The organism is Rhizobium sp. P1_B8 (assembly GCF_056406515.1).
In genome coordinates, this window is sequence record NZ_JBFTZZ010000031.1 from 31419 (window position 1) to 48270 (window position 16852).

The window sequence follows — 16852 nt, forward strand, 5'->3', positions numbered from 1 at the left end:
GCATCACCCGGAGGGTGGATCCGGGATCAATGTGGAGGAGAAAGTAATGACACAGAATGCACTTCGACTGTCGCATGCCGGACGCATGGCGCTCCTGGCCGGGTCATGCCTTGCTATTGCCGGCGTGGCTCACGCTGCCGATCCGCTGGTGAAGGCTTGTGCCAAGGATGGCGAGTTCGTCATCGGCTTCTCGCAGGCCAACAATGCGGAGCCCTATCGCCAGCACGTCAACGATGAACTAGAGGCAGCCGCCAAGGCAGTCCCGCAGTTCACGCTGCAGATCGCTGACGGCGCGGGCAACGTCAACACCCAGACATCGCAGGTCGACAATTTCATCACCCAAAAGGTTGACCTTCTGTTGATCTCGCCTTTCGAGGCGGCTCCGCTTACGCCCGCCGTCAAGCGGGCAATGGACGCGGGTATCCCGGTCATCGAACTTGACCGCAAGACAAACGGTGAGGCTGGCAAGGACTACACAGCTTTCATCGGAGGAGATAACTACAAAATCGCGTTGGCCGCCGGCGAATATACGAGCAAGACGCTTCTGCCGGATGGCGGCGAGGCGGCCGTGCTGCAGGGGCTGCCGAGCTCGACACCAGCCGTCGAACGGCTCAACGGCTTCAAAGATGGCGTGAAGGCAAACCCCAAGATCCAGATCGTGGCGGAACAAGCGGCTGACTGGTTGCCGGATAAAGCGCAGACCGCCTTCGCGGCAATGCTGCAGGCTCATCCCGATATCAAGATGGTCTATGCCAGCAACGACATGATGGCGGCGGGTGCGCTACTTGCTGCGAAAGGTGCCGGTAAGAGCGTGAAGATCATCGGCACCGACGGCTTGCCGGGTCCAGCAGGCGGGATCGAGGCAGTCGCAAAGGGCGACTGGTCAGCGACCTTCACTTATCCGACAGGAGGCAAAGAGGCGGTCGACATGGCTAAGTCGATATTGCTGGACTGCGCATCGTCGGTGCCGGCGACAGTAACGGTCGATACCACCGCCATTACGCCCGAAAACGCGAAGCAGATGATGGGTAAGTAAAGCTCCAGACTCAACCCGGCCGGACGCGTCCGTTCAGCCGGGTTGAACCATATCCACCGGTTGGCGCGTCTGACCGAGTCGTCGCGTCATTCGACCAGTTGGTCGAAAATTTCAGCAGCAGCCGGCCTAAGTCTTCTTACGGTGCCGCGGGGCTGGTGAGGCGCCAGCCGTGACAGAATGTCAGGTCCGAGTTGGGCCAAGATCGCGAAACTGAAAAGCCAAACCCGAAAACGTCACCGAACATTGATGACCCAAAGCGATGGAATGCCGCTAGCCTGATCGTCATGTGGCAGAAGGCGTCTGGACTGGTCATCACCGACGATGTTACCGACCAAGTATTGGTTGGCGAAGTCAAAAGAGGTAAGTCTAGCAAGTCGTCGACTCGCGTCTGCGCGTCTCGGTCTCCTGCCATGTCGGCAGCTTCGCGGACTGATCGGATCATTGGCCATTCGCGGCTAGAACACTCCATGAAAGGACTTTGCAATGGCACGGCTTGTTGTCGTTTCCAATCGAGTGCCGATTCCCGATAAAGACGGCGTGGCACCGGCAGGCGGTCTTGCCGTCGCCTTGCAGGCCGCTCTCCAGGAACGAGGGGGTATCTGGATGGGGTGGTCGGGCAAGTCGAGCGGGAGCCGAGAACCGGAGAGGCTCTCGCGGCGGCAGCAGGGTAACATCACCTATGCCGTGACCGACCTGACCGATACCGACGTCGAGGAATATTATCACGGCTTTGCCAACCGAGTTCTCTGGCCGGTTTGCCACTATCGGCTCGATCTTGCAGAGTATGGCCGCAAGGAAATGGCCGGCTATTTCCGCGTCAACCGCTTCTTCGCACAGAGGCTGGCGCCGCTGATCGAGCCGGACGACGTCATCTGGGTGCATGATTATCATCTCATTCCGCTGGCGGCGGAACTGCGCCGGATAGGGCTGAAAAACCGAATCGGTTTCTTCCTGCACATCCCCTGGCCATCAGCCGACGTGCTCGTCACGATGCCGGTGCATGAGGAAATCATGCGTGGATTATCGCACTACGACCTTCTCGGCTTCCAGACCGACCATGATCTTCAGAATTTCGCCGGTTATCTCACGCGAGAGGGCATCGGTAACGACCTCGGCGACGGCTTATTTGATTCACACGGACGGACGTTCAAGGCAGCTGCCTACCCAATTGGGATCGAGACCGCGGCTTTCGCTGAACTCGCAGGCAAAGCTTCGGCAAATATCATGGTCCGCAAGGCCCGGCAGAGCGTCGAGGGACGCGACTTGATCATCGGCGTCGACAGGCTCGACTATTCGAAGGGCATTACCCAGCGTCTGGACGCTTTCGAACGTTTCATCACCAGCAATCCAGCCTATCAAAACAAGGTGACATACTTGCAGATCACGCCCAAATCGCGATCCGAAGTGCCTGAATATGAACAGATGCAGCGAATGGTGGCTGAACAGGCGGGCCGGGTAAATGGCGCGATAGGAACCGTGGATTGGGTGCCGATCCGCTACATTAATCGGTCCAGCAGCAGAAATGTGCTCGCTGGCCTCTACCGTCTTGCGACAATCGGATTCGTAACGCCGTTGCGCGATGGGATGAACCTGGTCGCGAAGGAATATGTCGCGGCGCAAGACCCCGATCGCCCGGGCGTCCTCGTTCTTTCCCGCTTTGCCGGCGCAGCCCGCGAGTTGAAAGGTGCGCTGCTGGTTAATCCCTATGATGTCGAAGGCACCGCCAATGCCCTTGCCAAGGCACTCACGATGTCAATCGAGGAACGCCGCGAACGCTGGCGGGGAATGATGGATCATCTGCTCGAACACGACGTCTCTCGCTGGTGCAATGACTTTCTGAGAGATTTGATCGTGAAGACGCCTGCCGCCAATTAGGTTTTCCACGCAAACCGGACGATCGAACCGCGCCGGATCGCCGGCGCCAAAACTCACGACTGAGAGGGTTGCGTTCTGATTTGCGGCCCCTCCCAATGCACTGCGTCTCAGCTTCACACGGAGCCCGGAGTCCCGGCGGCTGAATGTCATGCGAGAAGGCGGCCAAACCTTCTCGCTCGAGCCAGTGCTCAGATCCTGAAGATGGGCATCACGCCTTGCCCTTGCGGACGACGTCCGCAATCGTCACCTCTTTGGGAATGAGCTTCAGTTTGAAAAAGGTGTCGGCGATGCTCTGCTGCTGCGCGACGACGGTGTCATCCAGACTCTTGATCCCGTAGGACTGACGTTCGAGCACCTTGACGAGGACAGGTTCGGGGATGCCGACCGACGGTGATAGCTCCGCAGCCGCAGCCGCGGTGTCGGACTTGGTCCATTCGTCGATCTCGGAAATGGCGTCGATCAAGACATCGATCGCCTGGGCATGGCCGTCAACCAGCGAAGTCGTGCCGAGATAGAACTGGTGATTGGGAACGATGCCCTCGCCGTTTCTGAGCTCTCGCGCTTCGATCGCCACTTCCGCAGCTGCCTGGAAGGGATCCCAGATGACCCATGCATCCACCGCGCCCTTTTCGAAAGCTGCGCGGCCATCGGCTGGGGCGAGAAAGGATGGCTCCACGTCCTCGTAGGTCAAACCGGCTTCTTCGAGCGCCTTAACGAGCAGGTAGTGCACGTTAGAGCCTTTGTTAAAGGCGACCTTCTTGCCCTTCAGGTCGGCAACGGACTTGATGGGGCTATCCTTCGGGACAAGTATGGCTTCACCGCGCGGGGCGGGCGGCTCGTGTGCGATATAGACAAGCGGAGCGTTCGCCGCCTGGGCGAAGATCGGCGGCGTTTCCCCGGTCGATCCGAAATCGACAGCACCAGCGTTCAGGGCTTCGAGGAGCTGGGGGCCGCCCGGAAATTCAGTCCATTCAACGGTGTAGTCGATGGATTTGAGTTTCTTCTCCAGCAACCCTTTGCCCTTGAGAAGCACCAGAGTTCCATATTTCTGGTAACCGATGCGCACGACCTTGTCAGCCGCACCAGCCAGTCGAACCTGCATCAAAGGTGTCGCGATGGCACCTGCCACCACCGCAGTGAAAGCGCGTCTTGTGATCTTCATCATACCCTCCGGAATAGACGACGCTAAAATAAAGTATGTCTACATTTTTCCTAGAGTATACGTGCTCCCGCGTGCGCTTCTTCGGGATTCGCTTTTTTGTTCTGCCGCAGTAGCGAGCAAAAAGAACCGCGCCTGTTGCTGGCCCGATTTCGAGCGCCGATCGGAGCTTCGAGGCGTTGCTAAAACAGCGGGTGGCTGCCGTCTTTACCGATGACGGTTTCCTTGACGAGGAATATGGCCATGAGGAAGGACAACCCGGCTGTATCTGGGTCGTCGATGTCAAGTCGAATGTGTAGTGGCGCCAACCTACACCAAATTCTTGCATCGTGTTTATGAGCCCCAGACCACTGACTGCTCATGCCGCTTGATCAGGTGCTTGAGGTTATCGAAGCCCGTGCGGATGTGGCGGGCGAAGTGATCTACGGCGGGCGTGCGAGGTGCGTCCGAGCGCTTCAACAGACCGAGCGCGCGTTCCGGATGGGGGATGGGGACGGGCAGGGCTGTGATGGATTTTTCGTTACGCAATGCGAAGACGACGCTGTGCGGCATGATGGTCAGTGCATCAGCCGCCTTCATGTAGTGGACGACGCTCATGAGGGAGCCGCCCGAATAGCGAATCTTGACTTCGGTTGCGCCGAAAGACAGGAGCATGCTGCGCAGATCGGTCAGCAGCGGGCTGCCTGGCGGTGGTGCCACCCAGGGAAAATCGAGCAGGTGTGCCGGTTGAGGCCGCCGCTTCAACAGCAATGGATGGGTGACCCGGCAGGCGATGACGTTGCGGCCGGGCAGGATTTGCTGGAATTCAAGGCCGGAGCCCTCATCGAGAATATCGATTGGACAGATGGCAAGGTCGATCTGGTCGGCATTGAGCGCGGCCCGGAGGTCTGGGAAATAACCATAGGTCTGGTCGATGCGCACGTCTGGATGCAGGTTCTGGAACTCGGCGACCATCCCGGCGATCAATGCGTCCATGAAAAAAGGCGTGCCGCCGACACGCACCACGCCGCTCCTGCCGACCCGAAAGCTTTCGACGACATCGGAGGCCTTGCGTGATGCCGACAACATGGTCTGACCGTGATCGGCCAGCGCTCGTCCCAATGGGGTTGGCTGCAGCGGCCGTCGCCCCTTGACGAACAGCGGTTCGCCGATGCGGGCTTCGAGCATCGAGAGCGTGCGCGAGACGGCCGGCTGCGATAGGCCGAGCAGGGCTGCTCCCTCGGTGACCCCGCCGGTTTTAACGACTGCGGCAAGCTGGACAAGGTGGCGTTCGTCTATCTTCATAACGATATGATATATTAATCGTGAATAAAATCATTATCGGTTCGGCGCGTTTGCACTAAATTGATCTCCACCAGCCATTGCCTTGGAGGAGACGCATGACGCCGGGTCCGATGGCGCTGAATTTCAGCGAGGCCAACTCGCATGACATGTTCGCGCAACGACTTCCGCCATCAAAGGAGCACAGCCTGCCGCAGGTTCTCGCGACGGCGGTGACGCATCTTCATACCTTGATCCGCGAAGTGCGACCCACCCAGGCGGAATGGCGCCAGGTCATCGAATTCTTGACCGATGTCGGCCACGCCAGCGACGAGCGGCGCCAGGAGTGGGTGCTGCTGTCGGATCTGCTCGGCGCTTCGGCACTGGTCGAGGAGATCAACTCGCGCCGTCCGAAGACGGCCACCCCCAACACCGTGCGCGGACCTTTCTTCCGCGCCGACGTTCCGCAACTGCCGCTCGGCGGCAATATTTCGCTCGATGGAATCGGCGAGACACTGGAGGTTTCCGGCCGCGTGCAGGATCTCGATGGCGATCCTATCGCGAATACCGAAATCATCACCTGGCAGGCCAATGCTCAAGGGCTCTACGAAAACCAGCAGCCGGACCTGCAACCGGAATTCAATCTGCGCGGCAGCTTCCGCACGGATGCGGACGGACGTTTCCACTATCGGACCATAAAGCCGTGTGGCTATGGCGTGCCCGACGATGGTCCGGTGGGAAAGCTTCTGCGGGAGGCGGGCTATCCGCTGCGCCGCCCGGCGCATCTTCATTTCATCATCAAGGCGCCGGGCTTCGAGACGATCACCACGCATATCTATGACGGCAGCGATCCGCATCTGGCCGAAGACGCGATCTTCGCCGTCAAGCCGGAGCTGGTGCGAACCTTCGAGCAGCAGGGCGAGGAATGGTTGTTGAAACTGATTTTCATCATGGTCCGCGCCAGGCAGAGAGGCGACACATGAGCCGCACTTTCATCTATAGTGGCAGCCCCGCCCATATCGTCTTCGGCGAAGGCAAGAGCGCTGCCGCCGGCGAGTGGGTGGAAAAGCTCGGATGCGCCAAGGCGTTCGTCCTCTCGACGCCGCAACAGAAGGCCGACGCCGAAGCGCTGGCCGCGCGGCTGGGCTCTCTCGCCGTCGGCGTCTTTGCCGGCGCCGTCATGCACACGCCAGTCGATGTCACCGAAGAGGCGATGGAGGTGGTTCTCCGAACGCGGGCCGATTGCGTCGTTTCGCTCGGCGGCGGATCGACCACCGGGCTTGGCAAGGCAATCGCCTATCGCACGGATCTGCATCAGATCGTCATTCCGACGACCTATGCCGGATCGGAAGTCACGCCCATCCTCGGCCAGACGGAGGGCGGGCGCAAGACCACCGTGCGCCATGCGAGCATCCTGCCTGAGGTGGTGATCTACGACCCCACCCTGACGCTCGGCCTGCCGGTTGGCATGAGCGTCACCTCGGGCCTGAATGCCATGGCCCATGCGGTCGAGGCGCTCTACGCGCAGGATCGCAACCCGATATCGACACTGATGGCGGCGGAGGGGCTGCGGGCCTTCAAGACCAGTCTGCCCGACATCGTCGCTGTGCCGCGGGATGCCGATGTCCGCGCCGATGCGCTCTACGGCGCCTGGCTCTGCGGCACCGTGCTCGGTACGGTCGGTATGGCCCTGCACCACAAGATCTGCCACACGCTGGGCGGCACTTTCGATACGCCGCACGCCGACACGCATGCGATCATGCTGCCCCACACCGCCGCCTACAATGCCGCTGCCGTGCCGGAACTTCTGGCGCCTGTCGCCGATATCTTTGGCGGTTCGGTCGGCGGCGGGCTTTGGGATTTCGCCAGTCAGATCGGTTCACCGCAGGCGCTGAAGGATCTTGGCCTCAGCGAAACCGATCTCGATCGCGCAGCCGAGATCGCCACCGAAAATCCCTACTGGAATCCGAGGCCGATCGACCGGCAATCCATTCGTGCCCTGCTACAGGATGCCTGGCAGGGCAAACGACCGGCATGAGTTGACGACAGACATCACGCTCTCTGGGAGGAGAGAAAAATGGGAGGAGGAAACATGTTTACGAGACGCGATTTTCTGAAGACGACGGCCGCCACCGGGGCACTGGTGGCGACATCCGGGCTTGCCGCCCCCGCAATCGCACAGGATGCTGCGATCAAGCTCGGTTATGTCAGCCCGCAGACGGGGCCGCTTGCCGCCTTCGGCGAGGCCGACAAATTCGTCATCGACAGCTTTCTGACGACCACCAAGTCGATGGGTCTCAACTATGAGGTCGTCGTCAAGGACAGCCAGTCCAATCCGAACCGGGCGGCGGAGGTCGCCAAGGAACTGATCGTCACCGATGAGGTGAATCTGATCCTCGTCGCCTCGACGCCGGAGACCACCAATCCGGTGGCGACCACCTGCGAGGCCGAGGAAATGCCCTGTATTTCGACGGTGGCGCCCTGGCAACCCTGGTTCATCGGCCAGCAGGGCAATCCCGGCGACCCCACCTCGTGGAAACCATTCAACTATGCCTATCACTTCTTCTGGGGTCTCGAGGACGTCATCTCCGTCTTCACCAATATGTGGGCGCAGATCGAGACCAATAAGAAGGTCGGCGGCTTGTTCCCCAATGATGGCGATGGCAATGCCTGGGGCGATAAGGTCGTCGGCTTCCCGCCGGTGCTGGAGAAGATGGGCTATGGCCTGATCGACCCCGGCCGCTACCAGAATATGACCGACGATTTTTCGGCGCAGATCAACGCCTTCAAATCGGGCAAGTGCGAGATCATCACCGGCGTGGTGATCCCGCCTGACTTCACCACCTTCTGGAACCAGGCCAAGCAGCAGGGTTTCGCCCCGAAAATCGCCTCGATCGGCAAGGCGCTACTCTTCCCGCAGACCGTGGAGGCGCTTGGCAATGCCGGGCATAATCTCTCGTCGGAAGTCTGGTGGACGCCGAGCCATCCGTTCAAGTCGTCCTTGACGGGGGAAAGTGCGGCACAGGTGGCAGCCGCCTTCACCAAGGCGACTAACAGGCCCTGGACACAGCCGATCGGTTTTGCCCATGCGCTGTTCGAGCTGGCGGTGGATGCGATGAAGCGGGCCGGAGACCCCAAGGATGGGGATGCCGTCGCGCAGGCGATTGCGGCGACCAAGCTCGATACGCTGGTCGGGCCGATCGCCTGGGACGGCAAGGGCCTGCCGCCGTTTGCCGCCAAGAACATTGCCAAGACGCCGCTCGTCGGCGGCCAGTGGCGGCTCAAAGACGGCGGCGGCTACGATCTCGTCATCACCGACAATAAGACGGCGCCGAACATTCCGGTCGACGGAAAGATGGAAGCTATCGCCTGATTTTGGGCGCGGGGCCTGCTAGAGGCCCCGCCTGTTCTGGGAGGAATGGGTTTGGCAATTCTCGAACTCGATGGTGTCTCAAAGAAATTCGGAGCGTTGACCGTGGCCGAGCAGATTTCCTTTGCCGTCGGCGAAGGCGAGGCGCTGGGGATTATCGGGCCGAACGGCGCCGGCAAGTCGACGCTCTTCAATCTGATCACCGGCAATATCGCCGCCGATAGCGGCAGCATCCGCTTTCTCGGCAGCGATGTGACGCGCACGCCGCCGATGGCGCGCTGCCTGTCGGGAATGGGCCGCACCTTCCAGATCCCGCAGCCGTTCGAGAAGCTGACGGTCTTTGAAAACCTCCTGGTCGCCGGCGCTTTCGGCTCGCGGCGGCGCGAGGCCGAGGTGTCGGACCGCTGCGCCGAAATCCTGGTGGATACAGGGCTGATCGACAAGGCGAATGTGCTGGCCGGAGGCCTGTCGCTGCTACAGCGCAAGCGGCTGGAACTGGCGCGCGCGCTGGCGACGGAACCGAAGCTGCTGCTGCTCGATGAGATCGCCGGCGGACTGACCGAGGGCGAATGCCGGTCGTTGGTTGCCACGATCCGCGCCATTCATGCGCGCGGCGTTGCGGTCATCTGGATCGAGCATGTGCTGCACGCGCTGAATTCCGTCGTCGAGCGGCTGCTGGTGCTGCACTTCGGCAGGGTCATCGGCATCGGCAAGCCGCAGGACATCATGGCCTCGCGCGATGTGCGCGAAATCTATCTGGGGATCGAGATCTGATGGCGCTGCTCGAAACCAGAGGCTTGACTGCCTCCTACGGTGATTTCCAGGCGCTGTTCGGTGTCGATATTACGGTCGGCGCCGGCGAAACCATCGCCATCATCGGCGCCAACGGCGCCGGCAAGACGACGCTGATGCGCTCGATCTCGGGCGTGCTCGCCAATGCGGCTTCGTCGATCCTTTACCGCGACGAGCCGATTGGCGCGCTGCCGGCGCCTGACATTCTGGCGCGCGGCATTGCCATGGTGCCGGAAGGGCGAAAGCTCTTTCCATCGCTGAGTGTCGAGGAGAACCTGCTGATCGGCAATTATGGCCGCAAGGTCGATGGGCCGTGGACGCTCGAAAGCGTCTTTTCGCTGTTCCCGGTCCTCAAGGAGCGGCGCGGCAATCCGGCCACAGCACTTTCCGGCGGGCAGCAGCAGATGGTGGCGATCGGCCGCGGGCTGATGTCCAATCCGGCGGTGCTGCTCTGCGACGAGATCAGCCTCGGTCTGGCGCCTGTCGTGGTCCGCGATATCTACGCCGCCTTTCCACGAATCCGCGAGACCGGCGCTTCGATCGTCATCGTCGAGCAGGACATCGCCCAGGCGCTGAAGGTGGCCGACCGCGTCTACTGCATGATGGAAGGGCGGGTGACGCTCTTCGGCCGCGCCGCCGATCTTAGCCGCAACGACATCCACAAGGCCTATTTCGGGACGGATCACCATGAACTGGCTTGATACCATTCTCCAGGGCGTGCTGCTCGGCGGGCTCTATGCGCTGTTTGCAGCAGGGCTCAGTCTCGTCTTCGGCATTATGCGGCTGGTCAACCTCGCCCATGGCGACCTGATCGTGCTTGCCGCCTTCCTGATCCTGGTGCTGGTGACGACACTCGGGCTCGACCCGTTTGTTGCCGCCCTGATAGCGATGCCGCTGATGTTCGCCATCGGTTGGGGCCTGCAATATTTCCTGCTCAACCGCACGCTCGGCAAGGATATCCTGCCGCCGCTGCTCGTCACCTTCGGCCTGTCGATCGTCATCCAGAACGGCTTGCTCGAAGGTTTTTCCGCCGATAGCCGCCGCGTCTTTGCCGGCAGCCTCGAAAGCGCCTCCGTGAATTTGGGGCCCGTCACCGCCGGCATCATGCCGCTGATGACATTCTTTTCGGCGGTCGCCGTCATCGTCTGTCTCAACCAGCTGATCTATCGCACGTCCGTCGGCCGCGCCTTCCGGGCAACCTCGGACGATCCGGTGACAGCAGGGCTGATGGGCATCCGGCCGCAACGTATCTTCGCCATGGCGACGGGACTTGCCATGGTCGTGGTGACGATCGCGGCTCTCTACCTCGGGACGCGAGCAAATTTCGATCCGACATCAGGACCGGCGCGGCTGATCTATGCCTTCGAGGCGGTGATCATCGGTGGGCTTGGCTCGCTCTGGGGCACGCTCGCCGGCGGCATCATTCTCGGCGTTGCCCAGACGCTGGGCGCTGCTATCAATCCGGAATGGCAGATCCTTGCCGGCCATCTGGCATTCCTCGCCGTTCTCCTGTTCAAGCCGCGCGGCCTTTTCCCGCGCGCGGTGGATTGAGGTGCATCGATGACCATGGCCATTCCCTCCTTCACCGTCGAGACGCGCACCAGGGCATCGACATTGTCCGCCGCGGCGATCATTGCCCTTTTGCTGCTTGCCTTCGCCGCACCCTTCATCGTCTCGCGCGGCGTCATCCAGGACTTGTTCTTCATCCTCACCATGCTGGTCTTGGCGCAGAACTGGAACCTGCTTGCCGGTTATGCCGGGCTGATCTCGGTCGGCCAGCAGGTCTTCGTCGGCTTCGGCGCCTATTCGATGTTCGGCTGCGTCATCCTGTTCGGCATCGATCCGGTCGTTGCAATCCTGATTGCCGGGCTGTTCTCGGTCGCCCTTGCCATTCCCACAGCCTTCTTCACCTTTCGGCTTTACGGCCCCTATTTCGCCATAGGCACCTGGGTGGTGGCAGAGGTCGTGCGGTTGCTGCTGGCCCAGTGGAAAGCGCTCGGCGGCGGCACGGGCACCTCGTTGCCGCGGGATGCGGCCCGCGACATGATGGGTGTCGGCGTAATGCGCGATGTCTTCGGCATGAAGGCCTCGCAGGCAGGCGATGCACTGACCTACTGGCTGGCGCTGATCCTCGTCGTCGCGACCATCGGCTTCATCTATGGGCTGCTGCGCAGCAAGCAGGGCCTTGGTCTCGCCGCCGTGCGCGACAACGAGCAGGCGGCCCGCGCCGTCGGCGTCGATGCGCGGCGGATGAAGACGCTGGTCTATCTCGCCACCGCCTTCATGACAGGCATTGCCGGGGCGCTGATCTATGTGCAGAAGGCGCGGATTTCGCCGGATGCGGCCTTCTCGGTCACCGACTGGACCGCCTATGTCATCTTCATCGTCGTGATCGGCGGCATCGGCACGATCGAGGGACCGATCCTCGGCGTCATGATCTTTTTTCTGCTGCAGAACCTCCTGGCCGATTACGGCTCCTGGTACCTGCTGATGCTGGGTCTTCTCGGCATCGCCATCATGCTGTTTGCGCCGCGCGGCCTTTGGGGACTGTTCTCAGAACGCACCGGCATCCAGCTTTTCCCGGTTCGCCGCGTCCTGAAGGGCGGGCCGCTCAATCTCACGCATAGGGGAGGGCCTCATGGCTGACATTACCACCGACGTACTCATCATCGGCACCGGCCCAGCAGGCTCCGCCAGCGCTGCCCTGCTCTCGTCCTACGGGGTCGAGAACCTGGTGATCAACCGCTACCGCTGGCTCGCCAGCACACCGCGCGCCCACATCACCAACCAGCGCACCATGGAGGTGCTGCGCGATCTCGGCCGCGACGTGGAGGATGAGGCCTATATGTTCGCGGCCGAGCAGGACCTGATGGGTGAGAACGTCTTCTGCACCTCGCTCACCGGCGAGGAGATCGGCCGGATGAAAAGCTGGGGCAAACATCCGCTGTCGCGCGCCGAGCACCAGCTGTCCTCGCCGACCCTTATGAATGACCTGCCGCAGACCTTCATGGAGCCGCTCCTCTACAAGACGGCCTGTTCGCGCGGCAGCCAATCGCGCATGTCGACGGAATATCTAAGCCATGTACAGGATGAAGACGGGGTTACGACGACCTGTCTCGACCGGCTGACCGGCAAGGAGTTCACCGTCCGCTCGAAATATCTGGTTGGCGCCGATGGCGGCAATTCCAGGGTTGCGGAACATGCGGGCCTGACATTCGAAGGCAAGATGGGCGTTGCCGGTTCGATGAACATTCTGTTTGAGGCCGATCTGTCGCGACTGGTCGCCCATCGACCCTCGGTGCTTTACTGGGTGCTGCAGCCGGGCGCCGATGTCGGCGGCATCGGCATGGGTCTGGTGCGCATGGTCAGGCCGTGGAACGAGTGGCTGATCGTCTGGGGTTACGACATCAATCAGCCGGCCCCTTCGGTGGATGAAGCGCATGCGAAGAAGGTCGTGCGCGACCTGGTCGGCGATCCCGATCTCGAGATGACGATCAAGTCGGTCTCGACCTGGACCGTCAACAACATGTACGCGACGTCAATGTCGAACGGCCGCGTCTTCTGCATGGGCGACGCCACCCATCGCCATCCGCCGTCAAACGGGCTCGGCTCGAACACCTCGATCCAGGATGCATTCAACCTGGCATGGAAGCTGGCTTTCGTCCTCAAGGGCGCCGCTGACCAGAAACTTCTCGATAGCTATCAGGACGAGCGAGCGCCTGTCGCCAAGCAGATCGTCACCCGCGCCAACAAGTCGATCGAAGAATTCGGGCCGATCTTCAAGGCGCTCGGCCTGCTTGATTCGATCGATCCGGTTAAGATGCAGCAGAACATGGATGCTCGCTGCAACAACACGGTTGCTGCTGAAGAACAGCGCGCCGCCATCCGCAAGGCGATCGCCGACAAAGTCTATGAGTTCGATTGCCACGGCGTCGAGATGAACCAGCGCTATCGATCCCGGGCGATCGTAACGGATGGGCAGGCGGAGCCGGCGTTCGCCAGAGACCCGGAGCTGCACTGCCAGCAGACGAGTTGGCCGGGTGCAAGGCTTCCACATGCCTGGGTTTATTCCGCGACAGGTGAAAAGCTGTCGACGCTCGACCTTGCCGGACACGGCAAGTTCACGGTGCTCACCGGCATCGGCGGGCAGGGCTGGATCGAGGCCGCCCGAACCCTGGGGAAGGAACGGGGCATCGATATAGCCGCACACCTGATCGGTCCGCGTCAGCCCTGGCAGGACTTTACCGGCGACTGGGCGAATATGCGCGAAATCCGCGACAGCGGCGTCCTGCTCGTGCGTCCCGACCATCATATCGCCTGGCGAAGCGAGGCGATCGTCGACGATCCGTCAGCCGAACTGCGGCGCGTGCTGACCACCGTTTTAGGGAAATGAGGCCATGATTGACGCACATGAAAAGGGTTTCTTCACAGAGGAGAACTCAGTTGAGGTGGTGACGAGCCGGAACGCCACCGCCACAGACCAGCGCCTGAAGCGTGTGATGGATGTCGTAACACGTAAGCTGCACGAGGCGGTAAAGGAGCTTGAGCCGACGCAGGAGGAATGGATGGAGGCAATCCTTTTTCTCACCCGCACAGGGCACACATGCAACGAATGGCGACAGGAATTTATCCTGCTGTCGGACGTGCTCGGCGTGTCGATGCTGGTCGACGCCATCAATAACCGCAAGCCCTCAGGGGCTTCCGAAAGCACTGTTCTTGGCCCGTTTCACGTTGCCGACGCGCCGGAACTGCCGATGGGCGCCAACATCTGCCTCGATCAGAAGGGCGAGGACATGGTCATCGGCGGCCACATCCTCGGCACTGATGGCAGGCCGATTGCCAACGCTGTGATCGACGTCTGGCAGGCCAACGACGAAGGCTTCTACGACGTGCAGCAGAAGGGGATCCAACCAGACTTCAACCTCCGCGGCGTCTTTCGCACCGGCGCGGACGGCCGTTACTGGTTTCGCGCGGTCAAGCCTAAGTATTACCCGATCCCGGACGATGGACCGGTTGGCAAGCTGCTCGGTGCGCTCGGTCGCCACCCCTACAGGCCTGCTCACCTGCACTACATCATCAAGGCCCACGGCTTCGAGACGCTCACGACACACATCTTTGATCCGGACGACCCGTATATCCATTCTGACGCCGTCTTCGGTGTGAAGGAGAGCTTGCTTGCCAAGTTCCAGCAGGTTGAGGATCCGGTACGCGCCAACGAGCTCGGTTTCCTGGGTGAGTTCTGGCAGGTAGAGCACGATTTCGTGCTGGCTCGGCCGGAGGAGTAGGATCTTTTGGCGCAAGTCGGCCCCGTCCAAACCGGCGACCAGTTCCACTCGCGGTGAGGTCCGGACGGGCATCTTCGGCCAACCGCCCATGTCCGTAGCGTTGGTCGCGCGCGGGGTGGGAGGTGCTCCTCGAAAGGTCGCCCCCTCGTTTCCCTCACGAGATAGGTTGCTGGTAAGAACGCGGATGCTGGGAGCTACCTGCTCTGAAGTGGCGCCGGAAGCAACTCAGGTGGAAAGGCCTGGTAGGAAACCGGTCGCAAAAACCGATAGATTGCCAGCGTGCCGACTGAAGTCGACCGACCGTCGGACGTTGCCGGGTACGGCCCGCCGTGCACCATCGCCGGAGAAACCTCGACGCCGGTGCCGAACCCGTTCACGAGGAGACGACCGGCCAGGAGCTCCAACTGGGGAAGCATTTCCGCAGCATTCGACAGGTCGTCTTGGTGGACGTGCAGGGCAATCGTCAATTGACCTTCCAAAGCGTTCACGACCTGGCGCAGATCTGCTTCATCCCGGCAACGCACGATCAATCCTGCTGCGCCGAATATCTCCTCCTGAAGCTCGGGCTCTGACAGGAAGGAGGCCGAGGTCGTTTCAAAGAGGGCTGCCACTGCCTGTTGCGGCGTTCCCTGCTTTCCCGTCGCCAACTGCGATACGGAAGACGACGCCGACAGTCTGGCGACACCCTTCCGATAGGCCTCGCATATCCCCCCGGTCAGCATCGTTTGAGCCGGCGATTCCTGAAGAGCTGCGGAGGCAGCGTTTATGAACGCGTCGAGGCCGGGGCCATCGATTGCGATGATGAGGCCTGGATTGGTGCAGAACTGACCGGCTCCCAAGGTCAAGGAGGACGCGAACGATTTCCCGATCGCTTCCGCGTTGTTCTGCAGGGCGTTCGGGAAAAGGATGACGGGATTGATGCTGCTCATTTCGGCGTAGACCGGAATTGGCTGCTTCCGCTCCGACGCAATCTTCATCAGTGCGGTTCCGCCGCGCCGGGAGCCCGTAAAGCCCACTGCACGTATCCGATGATCGGCGACCAGCATCTGTCCAACCTCAAAACCAGCGTCGAACAGTAAGGCGAAAGTTCCTGCCGGCAGGCCGCTTGCTGCGACCGCCTGCTGGACGGCGCTGCCGACAAGCGCCGACGTTCCTGGATGAGCGGAATGAGCCTTCACGACAACGGGACAGCCGGCGGCAAGGGCGGAGGCCGTATCGCCTCCTGCGACTGAGAAAGCAAGAGGGAAATTCGAAGCGCCGAACACCGCCACAGGACCGAGAGCCACGTTGCGAAGACGAAGATCAGGCTTGGGTGCAGGCTTCCGGTCGGGATCGGCCGGATCGAACCGGAGTTCTTGGAATGCACCTTCGCGTACCTCTTTCGCAAACAGGCGCAGCTGGCCGACGGTTCTCGTTCGTTCGCCTTCGAGACGCCCGCGCGGCAGGCCGGTTTCGTCCATTGCCCTCAGGATCAGATCGTCACCGAGTTCGAGAATGTTCTCTGCAATCGCCTCCAGGAAAAGCGCGCGCTTCTCCAGCGGTGTCTCCCGATAAATGGGAAAAGCATCCCAGGCAACAGCCGTGGCTTGCTCCACCTGATCTTTCGTCGCTCCCGCAAAGCTCGGCTCCAGAGGCGAGCCGCTGGCGGGATTGGTGGCGGAAAAGCTGGCTGCGCCGCCCCGCAGAACCGCGCCGCCGATGAGAAGATCGCCGGAGACTTTCATGATACATCCTTTCGAAAACCTATTCTGGACCACTTCAGGTCCGCGTTAAAAGATCGCTTGCGGACCTTTCAACGATGATGGCTGGATGTAGATAGTCTCAGAGCGCCGCAAAACCAAGTCACGGGGTCAAAAAGTAATACTTTTTTCAGCCTCCGATATTGTCCTTCAAGATCGCTCAGCGATCGAGAGTTTCACCGCCTCGTCGAAAACCCACCGGCGCCAAAGATCGGCGAGGAAGAACTGAACGCCCTGCTTCAGGAAAGAGTGGCCACGCGTTTCGAACGCGGTGCGGCCAAGCCTGCCGACTTTACTGCAGCGATTGTCGTTCGACAGTCCAGCCGAAGGTAATCT

14 protein-coding genes are annotated in these 16852 nt (G+C 61.1%); 11 read left to right on the forward strand and 3 right to left on the reverse strand.

From position 1 onward, the window contains the following. The first annotated feature begins 46 nt into the window (after window positions 1–46). Both AC1D2N_RS28845 and otsA read left to right on the forward strand, forming a co-directional pair. A complete protein-coding gene (locus tag AC1D2N_RS28845; protein WP_018247081.1) occupies window positions 47–1036 on the forward strand; it encodes a substrate-binding domain-containing protein in 990 nt (329 codons plus the stop codon). Between the two features lie 483 nt (window positions 1037–1519). Then, complete coding sequence (gene otsA / locus AC1D2N_RS28850; protein WP_130654109.1) at window positions 1520–2911, forward strand: alpha,alpha-trehalose-phosphate synthase (UDP-forming); 1392 nt, start codon at window positions 1520–1522, stop codon at window positions 2909–2911. Between the two features lie 208 nt (window positions 2912–3119). On the opposite strand, the gene AC1D2N_RS28855 is transcribed toward otsA, so the two are convergent. Further along, window positions 3120–4073, reverse strand: coding sequence for a sulfonate ABC transporter substrate-binding protein (locus tag AC1D2N_RS28855; protein WP_477982467.1), 954 nt, complete (start codon window positions 4071–4073; stop codon window positions 3120–3122). 330 nt (window positions 4074–4403) lie between these two features. Next, window positions 4404–5354: a LysR family transcriptional regulator gene (locus AC1D2N_RS28860; RefSeq protein ID WP_018247085.1), complete on the reverse strand. Its 951-nt coding sequence runs from the start codon at window positions 5352–5354 to the stop codon at window positions 4404–4406. A gap of 95 nt (window positions 5355–5449) precedes the next feature. On the opposite strand from AC1D2N_RS28860, the gene AC1D2N_RS28865 reads away from it, so the two are divergent. The 9 genes from AC1D2N_RS28865 to AC1D2N_RS28905 are packed head-to-tail and all read left to right on the forward strand — an operon-like array spanning window position 5450 to window position 14777. Continuing rightward, the gene (locus tag AC1D2N_RS28865) at window positions 5450–6313 is read left to right on the forward strand and encodes a dioxygenase family protein (protein ID WP_130654108.1); all 864 of its coding nucleotides are present in this window, start codon (window positions 5450–5452) and stop codon (window positions 6311–6313) included. After that, complete coding sequence (locus AC1D2N_RS28870; protein ID WP_130654107.1) at window positions 6310–7368, forward strand: maleylacetate reductase; 1059 nt, start codon at window positions 6310–6312, stop codon at window positions 7366–7368. The genes AC1D2N_RS28865 and AC1D2N_RS28870 overlap by 4 nt, the downstream gene beginning before the upstream one ends. Before the next feature lie 54 nt (window positions 7369–7422). Then, window positions 7423–8703 carry an ABC transporter substrate-binding protein gene (locus AC1D2N_RS28875; RefSeq protein ID WP_130654106.1) on the forward strand — a complete coding sequence of 427 codons (1281 nt, stop codon included), beginning with the start codon at window positions 7423–7425 and terminating at the stop codon, window positions 8701–8703. A gap of 51 nt (window positions 8704–8754) precedes the next feature. Continuing rightward, window positions 8755–9474, forward strand: a complete 720-nt coding sequence (locus AC1D2N_RS28880; RefSeq protein ID WP_018247089.1) for an ABC transporter ATP-binding protein — start codon at window positions 8755–8757, stop codon at window positions 9472–9474. Then, window positions 9474–10193, forward strand: a complete 720-nt coding sequence (locus AC1D2N_RS28885) for an ABC transporter ATP-binding protein (protein ID WP_130654105.1) — start codon at window positions 9474–9476, stop codon at window positions 10191–10193. The genes AC1D2N_RS28880 and AC1D2N_RS28885 overlap by 1 nt, the downstream gene beginning before the upstream one ends. Further along, window positions 10180–11043, forward strand: a complete 864-nt coding sequence (locus AC1D2N_RS28890) for a branched-chain amino acid ABC transporter permease (protein WP_047622218.1) — start codon at window positions 10180–10182, stop codon at window positions 11041–11043. The genes AC1D2N_RS28885 and AC1D2N_RS28890 overlap by 14 nt, the downstream gene beginning before the upstream one ends. Before the next feature lie 9 nt (window positions 11044–11052). Next, complete coding sequence (locus AC1D2N_RS28895) at window positions 11053–12138, forward strand: branched-chain amino acid ABC transporter permease (protein ID WP_130654104.1); 1086 nt, start codon at window positions 11053–11055, stop codon at window positions 12136–12138. Beyond that, on the forward strand, window positions 12131–13885 hold the full coding sequence (locus AC1D2N_RS28900; protein WP_130654103.1) for an FAD-dependent oxidoreductase: 1755 nt from the start codon (window positions 12131–12133) through the stop codon (window positions 13883–13885). Before AC1D2N_RS28895 ends, AC1D2N_RS28900 begins: the two co-directional genes overlap by 8 nt. Window positions 13886–13889: 4 nt before the next feature. Then, a complete protein-coding gene (locus AC1D2N_RS28905; RefSeq protein WP_047622221.1) occupies window positions 13890–14777 on the forward strand; it encodes an intradiol ring-cleavage dioxygenase in 888 nt (295 codons plus the stop codon). Between the two features lie 194 nt (window positions 14778–14971). Here the strand turns inward: AC1D2N_RS28905 and AC1D2N_RS28910 are convergent, their stop codons facing one another. Continuing rightward, window positions 14972–16501 carry an aldehyde dehydrogenase (NADP(+)) gene (locus tag AC1D2N_RS28910; RefSeq protein WP_130654102.1) on the reverse strand — a complete coding sequence of 510 codons (1530 nt, stop codon included), beginning with the start codon at window positions 16499–16501 and terminating at the stop codon, window positions 14972–14974. Window positions 16502–16852 lie beyond the last annotated feature (351 nt).